At 62.8% G+C, this 21493-nt stretch carries 19 protein-coding genes and 3 pseudogenes; 16 read left to right on the top strand and 6 right to left on the bottom strand.

Going from position 1 to position 21493, the window contains the following annotated elements:
- The 3 genes and pseudogenes from HP547_RS12655 to HP547_RS29665 all read right to left on the bottom strand — a co-directional run.
- Positions 1-657 (bottom strand): TonB-dependent siderophore receptor (locus HP547_RS12655; RefSeq protein ID WP_172286445.1); only part of this gene is annotated, 657 nt, incomplete at its 3' end.
- A gap of 272 nt (positions 658-929) precedes the next feature.
- A complete protein-coding gene (locus HP547_RS12650; protein ID WP_172286444.1) occupies positions 930-1820 on the bottom strand; it encodes a universal stress protein in 891 nt (296 codons plus the stop codon).
- 126 nt (positions 1821-1946) lie between these two features.
- Positions 1947-2363, bottom strand: a pseudogene (locus HP547_RS29665) (TolC family protein); the annotation flags it as partial.
- A gap of 159 nt (positions 2364-2522) precedes the next feature.
- Here HP547_RS29665 and hisN point away from each other — a divergent pair.
- Both hisN and HP547_RS12635 read left to right on the top strand, forming a co-directional pair.
- Complete coding sequence (gene hisN, locus HP547_RS12640; protein WP_172286442.1) at positions 2523-3314, top strand: histidinol-phosphatase; 792 nt, start codon at positions 2523-2525, stop codon at positions 3312-3314.
- 134 nt (positions 3315-3448) lie between these two features.
- Positions 3449-4180: a hypothetical protein gene (locus HP547_RS12635; RefSeq protein WP_172233025.1), complete on the top strand. Its 732-nt coding sequence runs from the start codon at positions 3449-3451 to the stop codon at positions 4178-4180.
- 2 nt (positions 4181-4182) lie between these two features.
- Here the strand turns inward: HP547_RS12635 and HP547_RS12630 are convergent, their stop codons facing one another.
- Positions 4183-5067 (bottom strand): alpha/beta hydrolase, encoded by an 885-nt coding sequence (locus HP547_RS12630; protein ID WP_172286441.1) that lies wholly within the window; start codon positions 5065-5067, stop codon positions 4183-4185.
- A 94-nt stretch (positions 5068-5161) separates the two neighbouring features.
- A pseudogene (locus tag HP547_RS12625) lies at positions 5162-6128 on the bottom strand (LysR family transcriptional regulator).
- A gap of 415 nt (positions 6129-6543) precedes the next feature.
- On the opposite strand from HP547_RS12625, the gene HP547_RS12620 reads away from it, so the two are divergent.
- The 14 genes from HP547_RS12620 (at position 6544) to HP547_RS12555 (ending at position 20765) form a co-directional block, all read left to right on the top strand.
- A complete protein-coding gene (locus HP547_RS12620) occupies positions 6544-7431 on the top strand; it encodes a glycine betaine/L-proline ABC transporter ATP-binding protein (RefSeq protein ID WP_256676325.1) in 888 nt (295 codons plus the stop codon).
- A gap of 357 nt (positions 7432-7788) precedes the next feature.
- Complete coding sequence (gene benR / locus HP547_RS12615; RefSeq protein WP_172231575.1) at positions 7789-8745, top strand: benABC operon transcriptional activator BenR; 957 nt, start codon at positions 7789-7791, stop codon at positions 8743-8745.
- A 93-nt stretch (positions 8746-8838) separates the two neighbouring features.
- On the top strand, positions 8839-9609 hold the full coding sequence (locus HP547_RS29955) for an RHS repeat-associated core domain-containing protein (protein WP_172286440.1): 771 nt from the start codon (positions 8839-8841) through the stop codon (positions 9607-9609).
- Between the two features lie 83 nt (positions 9610-9692).
- Positions 9693-11051, top strand: a complete 1359-nt coding sequence (benA, locus tag HP547_RS12605; protein ID WP_172286439.1) for a benzoate 1,2-dioxygenase large subunit — start codon at positions 9693-9695, stop codon at positions 11049-11051.
- Positions 11048-11533, top strand: coding sequence for a benzoate 1,2-dioxygenase small subunit (gene benB, locus HP547_RS12600; protein WP_172229734.1), 486 nt, complete (start codon positions 11048-11050; stop codon positions 11531-11533). The genes benA and benB overlap by 4 nt, the downstream gene beginning before the upstream one ends.
- 72 nt (positions 11534-11605) lie before the next feature.
- A complete protein-coding gene (benC, locus tag HP547_RS12595; protein WP_172286438.1) occupies positions 11606-12616 on the top strand; it encodes a benzoate 1,2-dioxygenase electron transfer component BenC in 1011 nt (336 codons plus the stop codon).
- A gap of 144 nt (positions 12617-12760) precedes the next feature.
- Positions 12761-13522: a 1,6-dihydroxycyclohexa-2,4-diene-1-carboxylate dehydrogenase gene (locus tag HP547_RS12590; RefSeq protein WP_172229738.1), complete on the top strand. Its 762-nt coding sequence runs from the start codon at positions 12761-12763 to the stop codon at positions 13520-13522.
- A gap of 57 nt (positions 13523-13579) precedes the next feature.
- The gene (locus HP547_RS12585) at positions 13580-14908 is read left to right on the top strand and encodes an aromatic acid/H+ symport family MFS transporter (protein ID WP_172286437.1); all 1329 of its coding nucleotides are present in this window, start codon (positions 13580-13582) and stop codon (positions 14906-14908) included.
- A gap of 20 nt (positions 14909-14928) precedes the next feature.
- On the top strand, positions 14929-16128 hold the full coding sequence (locus HP547_RS12580) for a benzoate/H(+) symporter BenE family transporter (protein ID WP_172229742.1): 1200 nt from the start codon (positions 14929-14931) through the stop codon (positions 16126-16128).
- Positions 16129-16182: 54 nt separating this feature from the next.
- On the top strand, positions 16183-17433 hold the full coding sequence (locus tag HP547_RS12575; RefSeq protein WP_172286436.1) for an OprD family porin: 1251 nt from the start codon (positions 16183-16185) through the stop codon (positions 17431-17433).
- Positions 17434-17514: 81 nt separating this feature from the next.
- On the top strand, positions 17515-18591 hold the full coding sequence (locus HP547_RS12570; protein ID WP_172227455.1) for a metal-dependent hydrolase: 1077 nt from the start codon (positions 17515-17517) through the stop codon (positions 18589-18591).
- Positions 18592-18594: 3 nt separating this feature from the next.
- A complete protein-coding gene (locus tag HP547_RS12565; protein WP_172286435.1) occupies positions 18595-19287 on the top strand; it encodes a TraX family protein in 693 nt (230 codons plus the stop codon).
- A 116-nt stretch (positions 19288-19403) separates the two neighbouring features.
- Positions 19404-20315, top strand: coding sequence for a LysR family transcriptional regulator (locus HP547_RS12560; RefSeq protein WP_172227459.1), 912 nt, complete (start codon positions 19404-19406; stop codon positions 20313-20315).
- 237 nt (positions 20316-20552) lie between these two features.
- The gene (locus tag HP547_RS12555) at positions 20553-20765 is read left to right on the top strand and encodes a cold-shock protein (protein WP_172227461.1); all 213 of its coding nucleotides are present in this window, start codon (positions 20553-20555) and stop codon (positions 20763-20765) included.
- A gap of 99 nt (positions 20766-20864) precedes the next feature.
- Here the strand turns inward: HP547_RS12555 and HP547_RS12550 are convergent.
- Positions 20865-21493, bottom strand: a pseudogene (locus HP547_RS12550) (alkene reductase); the annotation flags it as partial.

Below are 21493 nucleotides of genomic sequence, written 5' to 3'. Positions count from 1 at the left end.
TTCGCCCAGCAGGTTCAGGCGGTAGGCCAGCGAACCGTCCTGGTTCAGCGGCCCGGTAGCGTCCAGGGTGGCCCGGTGCATGCCCTGATCATCGAACTGACTGCCCAGGGTCACCTTCGACTCGGGCAGCGGTTGCTTGCTTACCACGTTGAACGTACCACCGGGGTCGCCACGGCCGTACAGGCTGGTGGCCGGGCCGCGGATCACTTCCAGGCGCTCGACGGTGTTGGCGTCCGGTGCGTTGGGGTAGCCGCGGTTGATCGGGAAGCCGTTGCGGTAGAACTCGCCTGTGGTGAAGCCGCGCACGGTGAAGGTGGTCAGGCCCTGGCCGCCGAAGTTGTTGGCGCGGCCGACACCGCCGGCGTAGTCCAGGCCATCTTGCAACCGTGTCGCGCCGGTGTCGGTCAGTACATCCTTGGGCACCACGCTGACCGACTGCGGCGTTTCGTGCAGGGCGGTGTCGGTGCGGGTGGCGCTGGCCGAGCGGGTCGCCATGTAGCCATCGACCGGGCCGTCGGCGCGCTCGCTGTCGGCGCTGCCGGTGATGCTCAGGGCCTGGAGTTCTATGCGGGCGGGGTCGCTGAGCGGCTCAGGCTCGGCAAAGGCCAGCGGGGAGACAGCGTGCAGCACGCAAAGCGAAACGAACGTTCGACGCATCGACGGTACGATCCTGAAGTAGGGCGCTAGGGGAAGGGTGGAATAGTGCCGGGAAACTACTACGAATCATTATCAAATGCATTCTTTTTAAGTGGCACTGGTGTGCCAGATACCAATCGGCGGGATTTGGGCTTTATTGGTCGCGGGGGCGGGGCGTTTTCGCGGGGATTGCATCAGGGCTGACAGGTGCTTGCCACAGCATTTTCAGCGCCTGTCAGCCCTGATGCAACTCGCCAAAGACCCCAGAATCGGCAGCCTGTAACCCCACTCCCTTACCGACCCCCCTTTATCGCCAGCACATTGCACAGCGGATGCTCCAGCACATGCGCCGTGGTCCCGCCCAGGAAGGTATGCATGGCGTCATGCCGATGGCTGCCCATCACGATCACATCCACCCGGCTGTGGCCAACAAAATGTGCAATCGCCCTGATCGCAGCCCCTTCCAGAAAATGCCGGCGTTCCAGCGGGATCTGGTGATGGTCGCCCAACCGGTTGAACGCTGCCCGCTGCGCCGTCCGCACGCTGCCCTCGAAGCCGGGCATGGTCACCGTACCGGCACCGAAGTCGGCGATGTGCGTCCTGGCCGCATCGCACACATGCACCAGGTGCAGCTCCCCGTTGCATTGCAGGGCCAGGGCATGGGCGCAGTGGATCACCTGCTCATCCAGGTGTTCGCCAGCGCCAAGGCTGTTCAAGTCCACAGCGGCGGCGATCTGCCGGGGCAGGGGCAGGCGGATGTCACTGACCAGGTGCACGGCGACCGGGCTGTCCTTGAGCAGCTGCCAGTCCAGCGGTGTTACCAGCAGACGCTTGAGCACCGGTTCGTGTTGCACATCCTTGACCAGCAGGTCGCACCCCAGCAGTTCTATCCGTTGCAGCACGCTGCCCAGTGGGTCGCGGGTCAGCAGCAGTTCGGTGGACACGTCCAGGCCGGCATTGCCCAGCTGCTCGGCCTGGTCCGCCAGCCACTGGCGGTTATCGCCCAGCAGCCGTTGACGTTCGTGGCCGTCACTCATCAAGCCAAAGGTGTCGACATCGTCGACGACTACGTTGATATCCAGCAACGCACCGCAAGATTCCGCCAGCGCCGCCGCGCGTTGCAGCGCTGGCGTGTGGCGCATCTGCGGGCCGAGCATGACAAACAGACGCTTGAACTGGCTCATCTCACACCTCCACGTGTGGCAGCCCCCCGGTTACCTGATCCTGTTCAGTCTAGACCCTGCGCGCCCGGTAAAACCGCTCACGCTTTTTTTCACTACGCACTGGTATCTCCCACAGGGAGCGCCCCTGCCACCAGTAAAGAACGGCAGGCTGATCTGCGACTGGAACAACCACGTGCCTGAGCCCGCATCGAACAAGCCATTTAGCTCGAGGCTGGTACTACCGGCGTTGGCGGTCAGGCTGATGCTAGGGAAAACGCCGCCCGCGCCACGCCGATGTTGGCGTTGGCCGCCCGCAGCTGGTATTCCGCCGGAAGAATGTCTGGCCGGCTTCGCTGCAGATCGGAAGGTAGCCCGCCGGGCAACCCGGCAATCTGCTCGTCGGCCAGGGGCAGGGCCGCCAGATTGTCGGCAACGGTTGCGCCCACCAGCAGCGTCAGCTGGTTGAGGTGCTGGGCGACTTGGCGCTTGTAGCGGGCCACCGCAGCCCGGGTCCTGTCGACGCTGGTCTGCGCCTGGCTGGTCGAGCGCCGACACCGCACCGGCGCGGCACTGGTTGCGGGTCAGGGTTGCAGCGCATCGATATGCTTGTCCAGCATCGGCGCAGCGGTATTGGCATTATAGTGGCTCTTGCCGTGTAGTGACTGGCGCAGTGCGGGTTGTCGGGTATGATGCGGGCCCCATCATTGCCACGAGGCCTGCCCCATGTCCCTGAGTGCTGAACAGATCGGCGAATTCCGTGCCTTTGCCGAGCAGCTGGCCGATGCTGCCGCTGTGGCGATTCAGCCATATTTCCGCGCCAGCCTGGATGTCGAGGACAAGGGCGGGCGCCTGTATGACCCGGTGACCGTGGCCGACAAGGCGGCCGAAGACGCCATGCGTGCGTTGATCCAGGCCCGTTACCCCGAGCATGGCATCCTCGGCGAAGAGGCTGGCGTGGCAGTTGGAAGCAGCCCGCTGACCTGGGTACTCGACCCCATCGACGGCACTCGCGCCTTCATTACCGGCCTGCCACTGTGGGGCACGTTGATCGCCCTGAACGATGGCGAGCGCCCGGTGATCGGGGTGATGAACCAGCCGTTCACCGGCGAGCGCTTTGTCGGCACGCCGGAGGGCGCATGGCGCAGCGGCACACCGCTGAAGACCCGGGCCTGTGCCGACCTGGCCACGGCCACGTTGATGTGCACCACGCCAGACATGTTCGACAGCGCCGAGCGCAAGGCCGCGTTCGAGGCCGTGGCCGGCAAGGCACGGCTGATGCGCTATGGCGGCGATTGCTATGCCTACTGCATGTTGGCGTCGGGCTTTGTGGACGTGATCGTCGAGGCCAGCCTGCAGCCGTATGACGTGCAGGCATTGATCCCGATCATCGAAGCGGCGGGTGGGGTGATCACTGCCTGGGATGGCAGCAGTGCGCAGAATGGCGGGTGTGTGGTGGCCTGTGGCGACCCGGTGCTGCATGCGCAGGTGGTGGGGCTGTTGCGTCACGCCATGTAAGGAATGTGTGTCTGAACAGGCCAGCACAGGTTGCCAATATCCCCAACCACTGCACTTTTTCCGATTTCCGGGCTCTATGCTTGGCCAGGCTGCTCTGATCCCCAGTACAGCCGCCGAATATCGACCCGGTGCCGATGGTTGCAAGCTACCTGAACGTCCTCCCGCGCCTGCTGCTGGCAGGCGCCCTCACATGCCTGGGCGCCTGCACCCACGAGCAAGGCCGTGACATCGTCAGCCAGTTCGGCAACGGCAAGCCCAGCGAGCTGTTCCAGACCAGCGTCGACCGCCTGGCCACGCTGTCGATGCGCGACAACCTGCAAAGCCTGTACCTGCTGATGAACAAGCTGTACCTGCGCAACCCCAACCAGTGGAAGATGTCTGGCTACGTCGACGCCGCCACCGCAGAGCGGCAGATCCGCATCGCCATCGAACAGCGGCAACCCTTGCCGCAATTGGGCAATCGCCGCGACCTGGCGGCCTTGAGCTACGCCCTGAGCCCGGAGTTTCGCGGTGACCGCGTCGGTGCTTTCATCTACGCCATCGGCAGCATGCTGATTACCGCGCACGGTGGGCGTACCGAGTTCTACATGACCGATACCATTGACCCGCTGTTCATCAACAACGCGGCGCGCAATATCGAGAAGGCGACGTGGATGCTCAGCCAGCGGCAGGATGCCAATGGCGTGCTGTTGCTGTTCTCCAACGAGATTTCGGAGGAGGGCAGCAACCTGAGTTTTGCGGTGGAGTTCGGCAAAATCGTCGCGCGGCTGGATTTGCTGGCCGAGTTGCTGGATGAGCGCTATCGGCGGATCGGGTTGAATTACGCGCAAAGCCTGCTGTTGATGAACTTTTTGCCGGTGCAGTGACTTCAGAGCAATGCCTGGATGGCACGCCGGTAGCGCTGACCGGCCAGGCTCATGCTGTTGTTGTGCGTAGCCCCCGGCACCAGCAACAGCGTTTTTGGCTGGTGGGCGGCATCGAACAGCTGCTGGCTGAAACGCGGCGGCACGAAGCGGTCATCCAGCCCATGTACCAGCAAAACCGGCAGGCCGACATCCTTGATCTTGTCCAGCGAGTCGAACTTTTGCGACATCAACCAGCGTACCGGGAGTGAAGTATTGGCGACCGCAGCGGCGGCGTCGCCCAATGAGGTGAAAGTGGATTCAAGGATCAGGCCGCGTGCAGGTGCCTTGGCACCGTTTTCTTGCGCCTCACGCGCCAGCTCACTGGCCAGTTCCACCGCCACTGCGCCGCCCAGCGAATGGCCGAAGATCAGGCGCTTGCCGGCATCCGGCTGGAGCTGGGCGAAGCGTTCCCAGGCGATGCGTGCATCCTCGTAGACGGTTGCTTCGGATGGCAGGCCGCCACGGCTCTGGCCAAAGCCGCGGTAATCCACAGCCAGCACCGAATAGCCCATGGCATGCAGCTGCTCGATACGGAACAACTGGCCGGTAAGGTTCCAGCGCACGCCGTGCAGGTAGAGGATAGCCGGGGCATTGGCGCGTTTGGCCGGCCACCACCAGGCGTGCAGGCTCTGGTTGTCAGTGAAACTGCGCGGGCGCAGGTCGAGTTCCTGCACATCGTTGGGCAGGCCGCGGAACCAGCTGGCCTGGCCGGGTTCGATGCGAAACACCAGTTCGCGTTCCTTGCACTGCAGGACCGCGCAACTGGTGGGCAGGCCGATGACCAGCAGGCTGGCGCACAGCCAGGTAAGCCAGCGGCGGCGCAGGTGGATGAGGAAGAGGGTGGACATGGAGGCTTTTTTAGCAGATGCGCTCGGGTTGATGTGGGAAAGCAGCCGAATGGCGGGGAGGGTTTGATAACAAGTTGTTTCTGGGGTTATGGGTTCAAAGGCTGCGCAAAGATTCAAGCAACGGCCGAAACTCATCCAGCAACCAGTCACGCAACCGCCGGCAGCTGGACTCATGTTCCTTGTCCTCATTGAAGGCCAGGAAATGGAAGGTGTCCTTGAGTACCAGGCCTCACCAGCAGCCCTTGGGCAACCAGCGGCGCCACCAGGTGGTGCCAGCCCAGCGCCACGCCCTGGTTGCCCAGGGCCAGCTGTACCAGCAGGTTGTAGTCGTTGGCATTGAAAAAGTGCGGCGCCGTGTTGGCGCGGCTTTTCAGGTCGACGTCATGGAAGGCCAGCCATACGTTCCAGTCCACATGCTCGGCCACCTGCGAGCGCCCATAGGGGCTGAGGTTAAGCAAAGTGCCATCGCGCAACCCCTGCAAGGTGCGCACTTCCGGGTGCTGCGCCAGATACTGCGGCGTGCACACCGGGTAGATCACGTCATGGTTGAGCGGGTGCGAGCGATAGCCCGCCTGCACTTTGCCCAGCTTGGTGATGTAGATGTCCGGGCGCACGCCAGGCTCCATCGACAGAAAGTTCTGCGTGGTGACCAGGTTGATGTCGATGTCCGGGTTCTCGTCGAAGAACCTGGACATGCGGGGGCCCATCCACAAGGCCGCGAACGCCGGGGAACAGCACAAGGTGACCACGTGCTTGGTGTTGGTATTGCTGCGGATGCGCTCGGCCGCCTGGGAAATGTTGACGAACGACAACTGCACCGCATCGAAAAAGATCGAGCCGGCCACCGTCAGCTCCACCGCGCGCCCGACGCGGGTGAATAACTCGGCGCCCAGGTAGGTCTCCAGCTCTCGGATCTGCCGGCTGACCGCCGCCTGGGTGACGCACAGCGCTTCGGCCGCGCGGGTGAAGTTCTGGTACTTGGCGGCAGCGACGAAGACTTTGACCGCGCGCAGCGAGGGCATCTTGATCAGCGTCTGATCGGGCTCGGAGTGTCTGACCATGTCGGTAGTGGGAGGTTCTTCGTAGGAGCAGCCTGGTGCTGCGAAAAGGCCCGTACAGGCACCACGGCGCCAGTGTATGAGCCGGCATCTACGCAGCACAAGGCTGCTACCGCATTCAAGGGTGCGGCGGCAGGCTCTGCGCAGGGCCTTTCACGCCGATTGATAACTTCAGGTAATGGTTAGCGTAAATCAAATGTCGTTGGACCCGCTCTGGTTCAGGGCTTAACGTTAAAGCCACGGCGCGACATTGGTGACATCGATGTCGAATAATTTTGAAGCAGGTCATTCTGCGTGCCGGTTTTGACTCACGTTCGAATTTGAACGGACTGCCAAGCGTACTCGCACTGATCTCTACCCGCCTTATTGAAAGTGCGATGTTGAAAGATTGGTTAATAAGCATAATAAAGAGGGTCGTATGAGCCATGCCGATGAGATTCTTTCGGTAAAAAACATCTTCAAAGTGTTCGGGCCTAATCCGAACATGGCCATGGAGATGCTCCGCAAGGGCGCCGACAAGAACGAAATTTTCAGCAAGACCGGCCACGTCGTCGGCGTGTTCGATGCAAGTTTTTCGGTCAAACGCGGCGAGATTTTCGTCATCATGGGCCTTTCCGGGTCGGGCAAGTCGACCATGGTGCGGCTGTTCAACCGCCTGATCGAACCCACCTCCGGCAGCATTCACCTCAACGGCAAGGAAATTACCGGGCTCTCCGACAAAGCCCTGCTCGACGTGCGCCGCGAGGAAATGGGCATGGTGTTCCAGTCCTTTGCCCTGATGCCGCACATGAGCGTGCTGGAAAACACCGCCTTCGGCCTGGAGATTGCCGGCGTGCCTGAAGCCGAACGGCAAAGCCGTGCCCGCGAAGCGCTGAGCCAGGTTGGCCTGGCTGGCCACGAGCACAGCTACCCGCACCAGCTGTCCGGCGGCATGCAGCAGCGGGTGGGCCTGGCCCGGGCGCTCGCCAACGACCCGACCATCCTGCTGATGGACGAAGCGTTCTCGGCACTCGACCCGCTGATCCGCAGTGAAATGCAGGGCGAACTGATGCGCCTGCAGGCCGAGCAGCAGCGCACCATCATCTTCATTTCCCACGACATCGAGGAAGCCATCCGCATCGGCCATCGCATCGCGATCATGGAGGGCGGCCGCGTGGTGCAGATCGGCACCCCGCAAGAACTGATCAACCAGCCGGCCAACGATTCAGCTTCCCGCATTTCTACCGGCGCTTCCGTGAATTGTTTGCCATTGCCCCGCGCCAGTATCGGGCGCGCAGCCAGGGTTGGGCTGGGCGGCAGGATGTAGCGGTCCATTGACCCAGGAATCTGCAAGCCTTCATCGGCCCTATCGCCGGCAAGCCAGCTCCCACAGGATCGAGAGGCCTATGGGAGCTGGCTTGCCGGCGATAGGGCCAGACCTGCAGAATGTGTTCGATTACCGAACGAAAATCAAAACTGACCTGTCCGCTATCCGCCCATCCAATCCGATCGCCGCATTGCCCATCCCCCGCCTTTTTGCTTAAGTGTCCCCATCCACCGGTTGTCACCTGCCCCCCGTGACCCGCAGCCGGCGCTATACAATAACCGTGAACGACCGCGGCCACCGCCCACAAGGCGGTAGGCAGCGGCGAACAGAACAATAACGATGCCGAGTGCCTTGCCTATGGAAAGCCGCCTGCTGAGCGAGCGCAGTAGCGTGTTCCACCACGCCGACCCTTATGCTGTGTCCGATTACGTCAACCAGCATGTAGGCCAGCATTGCATCGGTCTGTCGCGCACCACCCACCCCCAGGCCAGCCTCAGCCACCGCACGTTCGCCGAACTCGACCTGTGCCGCATCAGCTACGGCGGTAGCGTGCGGGTCACCTCGCCAGCCCTGGAGACCATCTACCACCTGCAGGTACTGCTGAACGGCAATTGCCTGTGGCGCGGGCACAAGCGCGAGCATCACCTGGTGCCGGGGGAACTGCTGCTGATCAACCCCGACGACCCGGTTGACCTGACCTACTCGGAAGACTGCGAGAAGTTTATCCTCAAGGTGCCCACCCGGTTGCTGGATTCGATCTGCGACGAACAGCGCTGGTATCGCCCCGACGGCGGCGTGCGCTTCCTGCGCAACCATTACCGGTTGGACGAGCTGGACGGGTTCGTCAATTTGCTGGCAATGGTGTGCCAGGAGGCGGAGGTGACGGATTCGCTGCCCAGGGTGCAGGGCCATTACAGCCAGATCGTGGCCAGCAAGCTGCTGACCCTGATGAGCACCAATATCCGTCGCGAAAGCCTGAGCGCACCGCAGGCGGGGCTTGAGCGCATTCTTGACTACATCGACCGCAACCTGAAACTGGAGCTATCGGCTGACGTGCTGGCAGAGCAGGCCTGCATGAGTTTGCGCTCGTTGTATACCTTGTTTGACCAGCACCTGGGTACTACACCCAAGCATTACGTGCGCCAGCGCAAGCTTGAGCGGGTGCATGCGTGCCTGAACGACCCGACTTGTGGTGTGCGCAGTGTGACGGAACTTGCCCTGGATTATGGATTCCTGCATCTGGGACGGTTTTCTGAAGTGTACCGCCAGCAGTTCGGCGAGCTGCCTTCGCAGACGTTCAAACGCCACAGATGAGGCGCGTTAGCGTGGTCACCTGACATTTCCACCAGTTGCTTACATTTCATGTACGTCCCACCATTTGATTTATTTCGATGAGAAGGTGGGTCCATGTCAACGTCGCGAAATTCCTCTGGTTCACGGCAGTACACGGTTTATGGGCATGACGGCGGTGAGCAATTTGCATCCATGCTGGGCTTCGGCGGAGAGAGAATTGAGCCTACTACAGGGTGCTACTTACTAGGGAATGGATACCGCGCGTTCAATCCGGTCTTGATGAGGTTTCACAGTCCTGACAGCTTGAGCCCGATGGGGCTTGGAGGAATAAACTGTTATGCCTACTGTGGTGGGGATCCGGTTAATTATGCTGATCCTAGTGGGCACCGTAAGTTTTCTAAGATTTCAAAAGCCCCTGCGCTTCGGAAAATTTGGGAAACGCCTGAAGCGCCAAGACCTCAGAAACCAGTGCAACTGTCAAGTATTCGAAAACATGCCGGAGTCGCCGGCTATACTGTGAGTAATCAAGTCGTAGAAACTATCAACAATCTCGGGCGTGGTTACGGGGATCAAATACAACCCATCATGAATTCATCGCATTGGTCAGATGCTCAAAAATTATTAGTGCAAGGCACCGCAGTGAAGCTATCAAGCAACATCGGAGAAAATTTGCAGAGAGCCGCTGGCGATCCTGTCAATGCGGCTGCGACTCCGATATCGTCCAACAGTCACTTGATGGAGGCGTTAGCGGTAGTCGCACCACTTAACGAAATAATGCAAGCGGCAGGAAGCGTGAACACTCTTGTGAACGATGTTGTTGCAAGCTGGCTCCATGACCCCAAACGGCTGGTTCCAAAAGTGCGAGATCCCGGTAAAGCTGGATAGCACTCTGCACAATCCGGATAGTCCCCCGCCAGCGGTCTCCCTAACCTGACCAGGTCTGAACAATAACAATGGAGACCCTGGCCATGTTCCTGGGATTCGACTACCTCAATGCCATGCTCGAGGACGACCGTGAAAAGGGCATCTACCGCTGCAAGCGCGAGATGTTCACCGACCCACGCCTGTTCGACCTGGAGATGAAACACATCTTCGAGGGCAACTGGATCTACCTGGCCCACGAAAGCCAGATCCCCGAGAAAAACGATTTCCTCACCCTGACCATGGGGCGCCAGCCGATTTTCATCGCGCGCAACAAGGACGGTGAGCTCAATGCCTTCCTCAACGCCTGCAGCCACCGCGGCGCCATGCTGTGCCGGCACAAGCGCGGCAACCGCTCCAGCTACACCTGCCCGTTCCACGGCTGGACCTTCAACAACAGCGGCAAATTGCTAAAGGTCAAAGACCCGAGCAACGCCGGCTACCCCGACAGCTTCAACTGCGACGGCTCGCACGACCTGACCAAGGTCGCGCGCTTCGAGTCTTACCGTGGCTTCCTGTTCGGCAGCCTGAATGCCGATGTGAAACCCCTGGTCGAACACCTGGGTGAGTCGGCCAAGATCATCGACATGATCGTCGACCAGTCGCCTGAAGGCCTGGAGGTGCTGCGCGGTGCCAGCTCGTACGTTTACGAGGGCAACTGGAAACTCACCGCCGAGAACGGCGCCGACGGCTACCATGTCAGCTCCGTGCACTGGAACTACGCCGCCACTCAGAACCAGCGCAAGCAGCGCGAGGCCGGTGACGAGATCAAGACCATGAGCGCCGGCGCCTGGGCCAAGCAGGGCGGTGGTTTCTATTCCTTCGACCACGGCCACCTGCTGCTGTGGACCCGCTGGGCCAACCCCGAAGACCGCCCGGCCTACGAGCGTCGCGAGCAGCTGGCCGCTGACTTCGGCCAGGCGCGTGCCGACTGGATGATCGAGAACTCGCGCAACCTGTGCCTGTACCCGAACGTGTACCTGATGGACCAGTTCAGCTCGCAAATCCGCGTCGCCCGGCCGATTTCGGTGAACAAGACCGAAATCACCATCTACTGCATCGCCCCCAAAGGCGAGAGCGCCGATGCCCGCGCCAAGCGCATCCGCCAGTACGAAGACTTCTTCAACGTCAGCGGCATGGCCACCCCGGACGACCTGGAAGAGTTCCGTTCGTGCCAGACCGGCTATGGCGGCGGTACCGGCTGGAACGACATGTCCCGTGGCGCAGCGCACTGGGTTGAAGGCGCCGACGAAGCGGCCAGGGAGATCGAACTGCAGCCGTTGCTGTCTGGCGTGCGCACCGAGGACGAAGGCCTGTTCGTGCTGCAACACAAGTACTGGCAGGACACCATGATCCAGGCGCTCAAGGATGAGCAGCAACTGATCCCCGTGGAGGCCGTGCAATGAGCCTGTACGAGACCGTGCGCGACTTCCTCTACCGCGAAGCGCGCTACCTGGACGATGCCCAGTGGGACCAGTGGCTGGAGCTGTACGCCAGCGACGCGACGTTCTGGATGCCCAGCTGGGACGATGACGACACCCTCACCGAAGATCCGCAAAGCGAGATCTCGCTGATCTGGTACGGCAACCGTGGCGGCCTGGAAGACCGCGTGTTCCGCATCAAGACCGAGCGCTCCAGTGCGACCGTGCCCGACACCCGCACCTCGCACAACATCAGCAACATCGAGATCGTCGAGCAGGGCGAGGGCAGCTGCCAGGTGCGCTTCAACTGGCACACCCTGAGCTTCCGCTACAAGACCACCGACAGTTACTTCGGCAGCAGCTTCTACACCCTCGACCTGCGCGGCGAGCAGCCGCAGATCTTGGCCAAGAAGGTGGTGCTGAAGAACGACTACGTGCGTCAGGTCATCGACATCTACCACATCTGATCCAGTGTTTTGCGAGCACTGCCCGGTGTGTCAGCCGACGCGCCGTGGTCAGGCTCGCCCGCGAGGTGCAACATGAGTTTCCAGATCGCACTCAATTTCGAAGACGGTGTTACCCGTTTCATCGAGGCCAGCGGCCATGAGACCGTGGCCGACGCTGCCTACCGCCAAGGCATCAACATTCCGCTGGACTGCCGCGACGGCGCCTGCGGTACCTGCAAGTGCAAGGCCGAGGCCGGGCGCTACGACCTGGGCGACAATTTCATCGAAGACGCCCTGAACGAAGACGAAATCGCTGAAGGCTATGTACTGACCTGCCAGATGCGCGCCGAAAGCGACTGTGTCATCCGCATTCCGGCTTCATCGCAACTGTGCAAGACCGAACAGGCCAGCTTCGAGGCGGCCATCAGCGACGTGCGCCAGTTGTCGGCCAGCACCATTGCCCTGTCGATCAAGGGCGAGGCGCTGAGCCGCCTGGCTTTCCTGCCCGGGCAGTACGTCAACCTCAAGGTCCCGGGCAGCGAGCAGAGCCGCGCCTATTCGTTCAGCTCGCTGCAGAAGGACGGCGAAGTCAGCTTCCTGATCCGCAACGTGCCGGGCGGGCTGATGAGCAGTTTCCTGACCAGCCTGGCCAAGGCTGGCGACAGCATGAGCCTGGCCGGGCCACTGGGCAGCTTCTACCTGCGGCCAATCCAGCGCCCGCTGTTGCTGCTGGCTGGCGGCACCGGCCTGGCACCGTTCACCGCCATGCTGGAGAAGATCGCCGAGCAGGGCAGCGATCACCCGCTGCACCTGATCTATGGCGTGACCAACGACTTCGACCTGGTCGAGCTCGACCGCTTGCAGGCCTTTGCCGCGCGCATCCCCAACTTCACCTTCAGCGCTTGCGTGGCCAGCCCGGACAGCCAGTACCCGCAGAAGGGCTACGTGACCCAGCACATCGAGCCACGCCACCTCAATGATGGCGACGTCGACCTGTACCTGTGCGGGCCGCCGCCGATGGTCGAGGCGGTCAGCCAGTACGTGCGCGAGCAAGGCATTACCCCGGCCAACTTCTACTACGAGAAGTTCGCCGCAGCGGCCTGATTCCTTCACCCGAACATAGCACCGCCCCTTGTGGGAGCGGGTTCACCCGCGAAGAGGCCGGCCGGTACAACGACATTGCCTGGTCGGACGCATTCGCGGGTAAACCCGCTCCCACAGGGATCGCGGGCAGGCGGAGATTTGAGTATGAACAACAGATTCCAAGGCAAGGTCGCCCTGGTTACCGGCGCCGCGCAAGGCATCGGCCGGGGTGTGTGCTGGCGGCTCAAGGCCGAAGGCGCGCAGGTGGTGGCGGTGGACCGCTCCGAACTGGTTCACGAACTGGCCGGCGAGGGCATGCTGACCCTCACCGCCGACCTGGAACAGCACAGTGACTGCGCCCGGGTCATGGCCAGTGCGGTAGAGGCCTTCGGCCGCCTCGATATCCTGGTCAACAACGTCGGCGGCACCATCTGGGCCAAGCCCTTCGAGCACTACCAGGTCGAGCAGATCGAAGCCGAAGTACGCCGCTCGCTGTTCCCCACCCTGTGGTGCTGCCACGCCGCGCTGCCGTACATGCTTGAACGCGGTGCCGGCGCCATCGTCAACGTCTCGTCCATCGCTACCCGCGGCGTCAACCGTGTCCCGTATGGCGCGGCCAAGGGCGGCGTCAACGCGCTGACCGCGTGCCTGGCGTTCGAAACCGCCGGCCGTGGCATCCGCGTCAACGCCACCGCACCCGGCGGCACCGAGGCGCCACCGCGGCGGGTGCCGCGCAACAGCGCCGAGCAGAGCGAGCAGGAAAAACACTGGTACCAACAGATCGTCGACCAGACCCTCGACAGCAGCCTGATGCACCGCTACGGCAGCATCGATGAACAGGTCGGGGCGATTCTGTTCCTGGCCTCGGACGAGGCGTCCTACATCACCGGCGTGACCTTGCCGGTAGGGGGCGGCGACCTCGGCTGAGCAGCCCCCCCACGGCAACAGCTTTTCACCACAACAAAAACAAGAGCGATAGATGCCATGCGAACCCTCGACGTACATCCGATCATCGATAACGCGCGCTTTACCCCGTTTCACTGGATGGTCATGGCCTGGTGCGGCCTGCTGCTGATCTTCGACGGCTATGACCTGTTCATCTACGGCGTGGTACTGCCGGTAATCATGAAAGAGTGGGGCCTGACCCCGTTGCAGGCCGGTGCGCTGGGCAGCTACGCGCTGTTCGGCATGATGTTCGGCGCGCTGGCGTTCGGCAGCCTGGCCGACCGTATCGGGCGCAAGAAGGGCATCGCCATCTGTTTCGCCCTGTTTTCCGGGGCGACCATTCTCAACGGCTTCGCCAGCAGCCCCAGCGAGTTTGGCATCTACCGCTTCATCGCCGGCCGGGGTTGCGGGGGGCTGATGCCTAACGCCGTGGCCCTGATGAACGAATACGCGCCCAAGCGCCTGCGCAGCACGCTGGTAGCGATCATGTTCAGTGGCTACTCGCTGGGCGGCATGCTTTCGGCAGGCGTGGGCATCTTCATGTTGCCGCGGTTCGGCTGGGAGTCGATGTTCTTCGCCGCCGCCGTGCCGCTGCTGCTGTTGCCGGTAATCCTTTACTACTTGCCGGAATCGATTGGCTTTCTGGTGCGCCAAGGCCGCACCGAAGAAGCGCGCAAGCTGCTCAAACGACTGGACCCGACGTGCGACGTGCAGGCCGATGACGTGCTGCAGGCGGTGGACCGCAAAAGCAGCGGGGCGTCAGTGCTCGACCTGTTCCGCGACGGCCTGGCCATCCGCACCCTGGCCTTGTGGCTGGCGTTCTTCTGCTGCCTGCTGATGGTCTACGCGCTGAGTTCCTGGCTGCCCAAGCTGATGGCCAACGCCGGCTACAGCCTGGGCTCAAGCCTTTCGTTCCTGCTGGCGCTGAACTTCGGCGGCATGGCCGGGGCAATTCTTGGCGGCTGGCTGGGCGACCGCTACAACCTGGTCAAGGTCAAGATGGCGTTCTTCATCGCCGCTGCGCTATCGATCAGCCTGCTGGGGGTAAACAGCCCAACGCCGCTGCTTTACCTGCTGATCTTCATTGCCGGTGCCACCACCATCGGTACGCAGATCCTGCTGTATGCCGGCGCCGCGCAAATGTACGGCCTGTCGGTGCGCTCCACCGGTCTTGGCTGGGCTTCCGGTATCGGCCGCAACGGCGCCATCGTCGGGCCGCTGCTGGGCGGTGCACTGATGGGAATCAACCTGCCGCTGCAGCTCAATTTCATCGCCTTCGCCATCCCTGGTGCCATTGCCGCACTGGCCATGGCTGTGCACCTGGCCAGCGGCCGGCGGCATGCCCAGGCCATTGCGGCCCAGGCCTGAATCGAACTGCGCGAGGTGCCATGAAAACCCTGATCAAGGACAGCTCGCTGTCCGCCATCGTCGCTGGCTGCATCGCCACGATGATCTCTTATGCCGGCCCGCTGGTGATCATCTTCCACGCCGCGGAGGCCGCCGGCCTGTCTCACCAGCAGCTGTCGTCCTGGGTGTGGGCGGTGTCCATGGGCAGCGCCGTGCTTGGCGCGCTGCTCAGCCTGCGTTACCGGGTGCCGGTGGTCATCGCCTGGTCGATCCCCGGCTCTGCGCTGCTGGTAACCGCCTTGCCGCAGCTCGGCCTGGAACAGGCAGTGGGTGCCTACCTGGTGGCCAACCTGGTGCTGCTGCTGATCGGCATCAGCGGCGCCTTCGACCGCATCATTGCGCGCCTGCCAGGCTCCATCGCCGCCGGCATGCAGGCGGGCATCCTGTTCAGCTTCGGTAGCGAGGTATTCCGCGCCTTGCCGCTACAGCCGCTGCTGGTAATGGCGATGTTCGTCACCTACGTGCTGATGCGCCGGCTGCAGCCGCGCTATGCAGTGGCAGCGGTGCTGTGCGTCGGCACGCTGGTGACCGTGGCCAGCGGTGCGTTGCGCAGTGAAGCACTGGTGCTGGAGCTGGCTTCGCCGCAACTGATCACCCCGCAGTTCAGCCTGGCGGCGCTGTTCAGCCTGGCGCTGCCGATGGTGCTGGTGGCACTGACCGGGCAGTTCATGCCGGGCATGGCGGTGCTGCGCAACGCCGGATACGCAACGCCTGCCAGCCCGCTGATCAGCGCCAGTGCCTTGGCCGGTGCGGTGCTTGCGCCCTTTGGTTGCCACGGGCTGAACCTGGCGGCAGTTACCGCCAGCCTGTGCACCGGCCACGAAGCCCATGCGAACCCGCGCCGCCGCTATGTGGCGGCAGTGGCCGGCAGTGCACTGTACCTGCTGCTGGGCATTGCCGGGGCCACGCTGATGTCGCTGTTTGCAGCCTTTCCCGCCGCGCTGATCGCCGCCCTGGCCGGGTTGGCCCTGTACGGCGCGATCAGCGAAGCCCTGGCCCGCAGCCTGGCCGAGCCGGCCGAGCGCGATGCCGGGCTGTTCACATTCCTGGTCACCGCTTCGGGGGTGGCCTTCCTGGGCCTGTCGGCGGCGTTCTGGGGCTTGGTGTTCGGCCTGCTGGCCCACGCGCTGCTGCGGTTGCGCCGGCCACAGGCACGGGAGGTGCTGCGCCGTAACCCATGAACCGCTGCTGTTCCAACGCTTTATCCATAAAAACAAGATCAAGAGAGCTTCGGAATGAACCACACCCCCTGCGTCGCCTTGGGCCTGACTTTGCTCAGCCAACCGTTGCTGGCCGCCGAAGGCGGTTTCTTCGAAGATTCGAAGGCCAGCCTCAGTGCCCGTAACTACTACTTCAGCCGCGACTTCTCCGACATTGTCGGGGCCAACCAGCAGTCCAGGGCCGAGGAGTGGGCCCAGGGTTTCATCCTCGATTTCAAGAGCGGCTACACCCCAGGCACGCTCGGCTTCGGCGTGGATGCCCTGGGCCTGCTGGGGATCAAGCTCGACAGCAGCCCGGACCGCGTCAACACCGGCCTGCTACCGGTGCATGGCGATGGTCGCGCTGCCGACGAATACAGCCGCCTGGCGCCTACCTTCAAGGCACGGCTGTCAAAGACCGAGCTGCGCGTGGGCGAGCTGCAACCGAACCTGCCGGTACTGACCTTCAGCGACATCCGCCTGCTGCCGCCGACCTACCAGGGGGCGAGCGTGAGTTCGGCGGAAATCGACGGGCTGACGGTGCAGGCCGGTCACCTGAAAAGCACCCACCTGCGCAACGAAGGGGGCGACGGCAAGATGAACGCCATGCTCGGCCATGTGCCGATGCGCCAGGCACAAAGCGATGCGTTCAACTACGTGGGCGGCGACTATGCGTTCAACGCCAACCAGAGCAGCATCAGCCTGTGGTACGGGGAACTGGAAGATATCTACCAGCAAGGCTTTGTCGGGCTCAAGCACAGCAAACCGGTAGGGGATTGGGTACTCAGCGCCAACCTGGGGTATTTCACTGCGCGTGAAGCGGGCGAGGCGCTGCTCGGCAACATCGACAACCAGGCGTTCTTCTCGATGTTCACCGCCCGGCATGGCGGGCACAGCTTGCATGTCGGCTACCAGGGTATCTACGGCGATAGCCCGTTCCCACGGGTATTCGCCAACATCTCGCCGCTGGGCAACGAAGTCCCGACCTACGAGTTCGCCTACACCGACGAGCGCTCCTACCAGGTGCGTTACGACTACAACTTCGCAGCCATGGGCGTGCCGGGGCTGACCACGACGGTGCGCTACATCACCGGTAACAATGTAGATACCGGGCAGGGTTATGAAGGGCGTGACCGCGAGCGCGACCTGGATATCGGCTATGCGGTGCAGAGCGGGGTGCTGAAGGGCCTGGGGATTCGGCTGCGCAACGCCATGGCCCGGTCCAACTACCGCAGTGACATCGACGAGAACCGCCTGACCCTGGTGTACACCTGGCAGTTGCTGTAGCCCGTGCACCCACAATCGCGATTGCGTGTCAGCGCCGGATGAGGGTAGCGTCGGCAAACCACCTTTTCAGGAATGCCACCCTTGGACTCCATCACCCAAGCCGTTCTCGGCGCCGCCCTGCAAGGTACCGTGCTGGGCCGCATCCAGGGCCGCCGCTCGCTGCTTTACGGGGCGGCGCTGGGCACGCTGCCCGACCTGGATGTGATCATCCGCTACGCCGACCCGGTGTCGCAGATGACCTACCACCGCGGCTTCTCCCACTCATTGTTCGTGCTCACCGGGCTGGCGTTGCTGCTGGCGTGGCTGGTCGGCAAATGCTGGCCCGGCAAGGGCTACACCCTGCCCAGGCTGTTCCTCGCGTTCTGGCTGGTGCTCATCACCCACCCGCTGCTCGATGCCTTCACTGTGTACGGTACGCAGCTGTTCTGGCCACTGCAGACAACCCCGCAGAGCTGGGCTGCGGTATTCATCATCGACCCGGTCTACACGGTGCCGCTGCTGGCAGCGGTGGGTTACGCCATTTTCAAGGGCGTTACGCAGAGGGCTACTCGCCTGCTGACCCTGGCGCTGGTGTTCAGCACTGCCTACCTGGGTTTTGGCCTGGCCGGGCGGATGGCGGCCGAGCAGCGCTTCCAGGCGGCGTTGGAGCAACAGGGTGTCGTCGCCAGCGAGGTACGTGCCGTGCCCATCGCCTTCAACAGCCTGGTCTGGCGGGTGCTGGCCAAGACCCCGGATGGCCACTATTACGAAGGCATCAGCAGCGTACTCGACCGCCAGCCGCCAGAAATGCAACGCCTGTCGCGCAACCTTGATCTGGCCGAAGCACTGGCCGGGGCGCCGCTGCACCAGCGGCTGCGCTGGTTCACCGATGACTGGCTGCGCTACGACCAGGTCGGCGACGCGCTGGTGGTCACCGACCTGCGCATGGGCATCCCGGGCAACTACACCTTCCGTTTCAACATGGCGCACCGCGACAGCCAGGGGCGCTGGACAGTGGATGTGCCTTCGGTATGGCAAGGCAGTGGGCCTGGGACGATGTTCAATGGCGCTGACCTGGCGCTGATCTGGCGACGCATCGTCGAACAGCAACCGCCGTTGCCGCTGGCCGTCTGGACTGACCGCTACCTGGGTGTCAGCCCGGTCGAGGGCAGGCGCTAAGGCATGCGCTCGGCGGGGCTGGACCTGGTCAAGTGGACGGCGATGCTGACCATGGTCGCCGACCACCTGCGCTTTTTGTGGCCGAGTGCCGATGGCCTGTTCGTGCTGGGGCGTTTGGCATTTCCGCTGTTCTGCCTGGCGATCGCGGTGAATGTCGGGCGCGTCAGGGCAGGGGCGCTGTATACCCGCGTCAACCTGCGCTATCTGGGGCTGATGCTGCTGTTCGCGGTGCTGTCGGAACCGGCGTATCGCTGGCTGGACAGTGGCTCGCCGACCTTCAGCGTGATGCCGACACTGGTGTTGGGGTTGCTGGTAGCCTGGGGTGTGCATCACCCACTGATCTCGGCCCGGGTGCTCGGCATCGCCGGGCTGGGGGTGGGGTGGCTGTTCAGCGAGCAGCTGATGTATGGCCTGCCGGGGGTGTTGCTGCCGGGCGCCTGGCTGATGGCACGCCGGCAGGGCGGCGTGGCCTGGTGCTTGCCTTGCCTGTTGGCCATGGGCGGGAACCTGACCAACAGCTGGCTGCAGGCGCATCTGTTGGCGCCTATTACTTTGTTGACGCTGGCTGCAGCAGCCTTGGCGATCCCGGTTGGCTGGGGGTTGCTGCGCCATGATGATTGGGCAGTGCCTGCTGTCGGGCGTTGGGGTTACCTGTTTTATCCGGTGCATTTGCTGGTTATCAGGGGGTTGGTTTGAGGTCGCAATGGGGCCGCTTCGCGGCCATTCGCGGGTAAACCCGCTGCTTCAGGACCGGTTGCAATCGGCCAATTCATACCCATTTAAAGCGGTCTTAATCGAGGCAGGATCAACCCATGGAACCCAACCGCTTCGGCGATATCGCGGCCTTTGTCAGTGCCGCCAAGGCCGGCAGTTTCACTGCCGCCGGCGCCAGCCTGGGGCTGACGCGCTCGGCGGTAGGTAAAAGCATTGCCCGCCTGGAAGCACGCATGGCGGTGCGCCTGCTAAACCGCACCACACGCAAACTGAGCCTGACCGATGAGGGGCTGGTGGCCTTCGAGCGCTGGCGGCAGATTCTGGATGACCTGGACGAGGTGGAAAGCGCCATGGCCCAGCGCCGCGGCAAGCCCACCGGCACCCTGCGCCTGACGGCGCCGTTGTCGCTCGGCCAGCGGCATGTGTTGCCGATCCTCGACCAGTACCTCAAGCAATGGCCGGAACTGCGTGCAGATATTCGCTTCACCGACCGTTTCGTCGACCTGGTCGAGGAGGGCGTCGACGTTGCCGTGCGCATCGGTGCGCCAAAAGAAGATTCGCAGCTGTTGACCCGCACCGTAGCCTGGCAGCAGTTTGTCACCTGTGCCTCGCCGGCCTATCTGCAAGCGCGTGGCGTACCCGAGGTCCCCGCCGACCTCTACGGGCACGACAAGATCGCCTTCCTCGCCGGCGAAAAGGCCATGCCCTGGCGCTTTCACAGCGAAGCGGGGCTGCACCTGTGCGAAGACCCCGGGCGGCTGAACATCGACAGCTCGGAAGCGATGCTGGACGGCGCCCGCGCAGGTTTCGGGCTGATTCACCTGCCCACCTACATCACCGGCGACGATTTGCGTGCGGGCACGCTGGTAGAAGTGCTCCAGGTCTACCGGCCACCGGCAGATCCGATCCGCATCGTCTACCCGAGCAAGCGCCACCTGTCGCCGCGGGTTCGCGGTTTCATCGACCTGCTGGTGGCCAGTTGGGAAGCGGGTGTGCCCTGGGAATACTGACTGGGTGGCCGGCAAACGGCTCTGGCGCGGCAACGTTCGCACGATTCGAGGGCGTTGCAGATAGCTGCCCCGCAGTTGTGGCGCTCAGTGTCCAGATATTTTTATGCGAATTAGCAGAAATGCTAGTAGCTAGATTGCTCCGGATCGCCCAAGATGTACCGTGCAGAGGTTGGTCGAACGACACAGCCGCTTCAACTTTCACTGAAAACGCACCAATCAGCATTGAGGATTCAGAGCATGTCCAACAGACAAACCGGTTCGGTTAAATGGTTCAACGACGAAAAGGGCTTCGGCTTCATCACCCCGGACGGCGGTGGCGACGACCTCTTCGTTCACTTCAAGGCCATTGAATCGGACGGTTTCAAGTCGCTGAAAGAAGGCCAGAAGGTTTCTTTCGTTGCTGAAAAAGGCCAGAAAGGCATGCAGGCTGCTCAGGTGCGTCCAGAGTAAGTCGGCTGTGTGTCGAATACGCTCAGGCGTGATCGACCACTGAGAAACGGAGCCCTCAAGGGCTCCGTTTTTTTTGCATGAAATCCGGGTTGCGGGGCTTCACGCCTGCTGCAGGAACGGGTAGTCGGTATAGCCTTCAGGCCCATTGGCATAATCGAACTGCGGCCTGTGCGCGTTCAGCGGCGCCTGTTCACGCAACCGCGCTACCAGGTCGGGGTTGGCAATGTAGCTGCGCCCGAATGCCACGGCATCGATCAGGCCGCGCCCGATCAGGTCTTCGCCTTTGGCGGCGGTGTAGGCGCCGGCAGCAATGATCACCCCCGGATAGGCGGCGCGGATGGCTTCACGGAACCCGTCACGCAGCGGCTTGCCACCGGCCCAGTCAGGCTCGGACAGGTGCAGGTAGGCGAGGTTGCGTTTGGCAAGCTCGCGGATCAGGTACAGGCCGGCAGCCTCCTGGTCCTCGCCATTGTCGACGCCATTGAAACCACCCAGCGGGAAGACGCGGATGCCGACGCGCTCGGCGCTCCAATTGGCGATTGCTGCGTCCACGGCTTCCAGCACGATGCGCGCGCGGTTCTCGACGCTGCCGCCGTAGCGGTCTTCGCGCTGGTTGGCGCTTGGGGTGAGAAACTGGTGCAGCAGGTAGCCGTGGGCAGCGTGCAGTTCGATGAAGTCGAAACCGGCTTCCCGGGCATTGGTCGCAGCCTGGCCAAAATCGGCGACGA

Source organism: Pseudomonas sp. CM27 (assembly GCF_013179515.1).
Classification (GTDB): Bacteria; Pseudomonadota; Gammaproteobacteria; order Pseudomonadales; family Pseudomonadaceae; genus Aquipseudomonas.
Note: the sequence above shows the minus strand (reverse complement) of the source record. Positions and strands in the feature narration are given on the sequence as shown.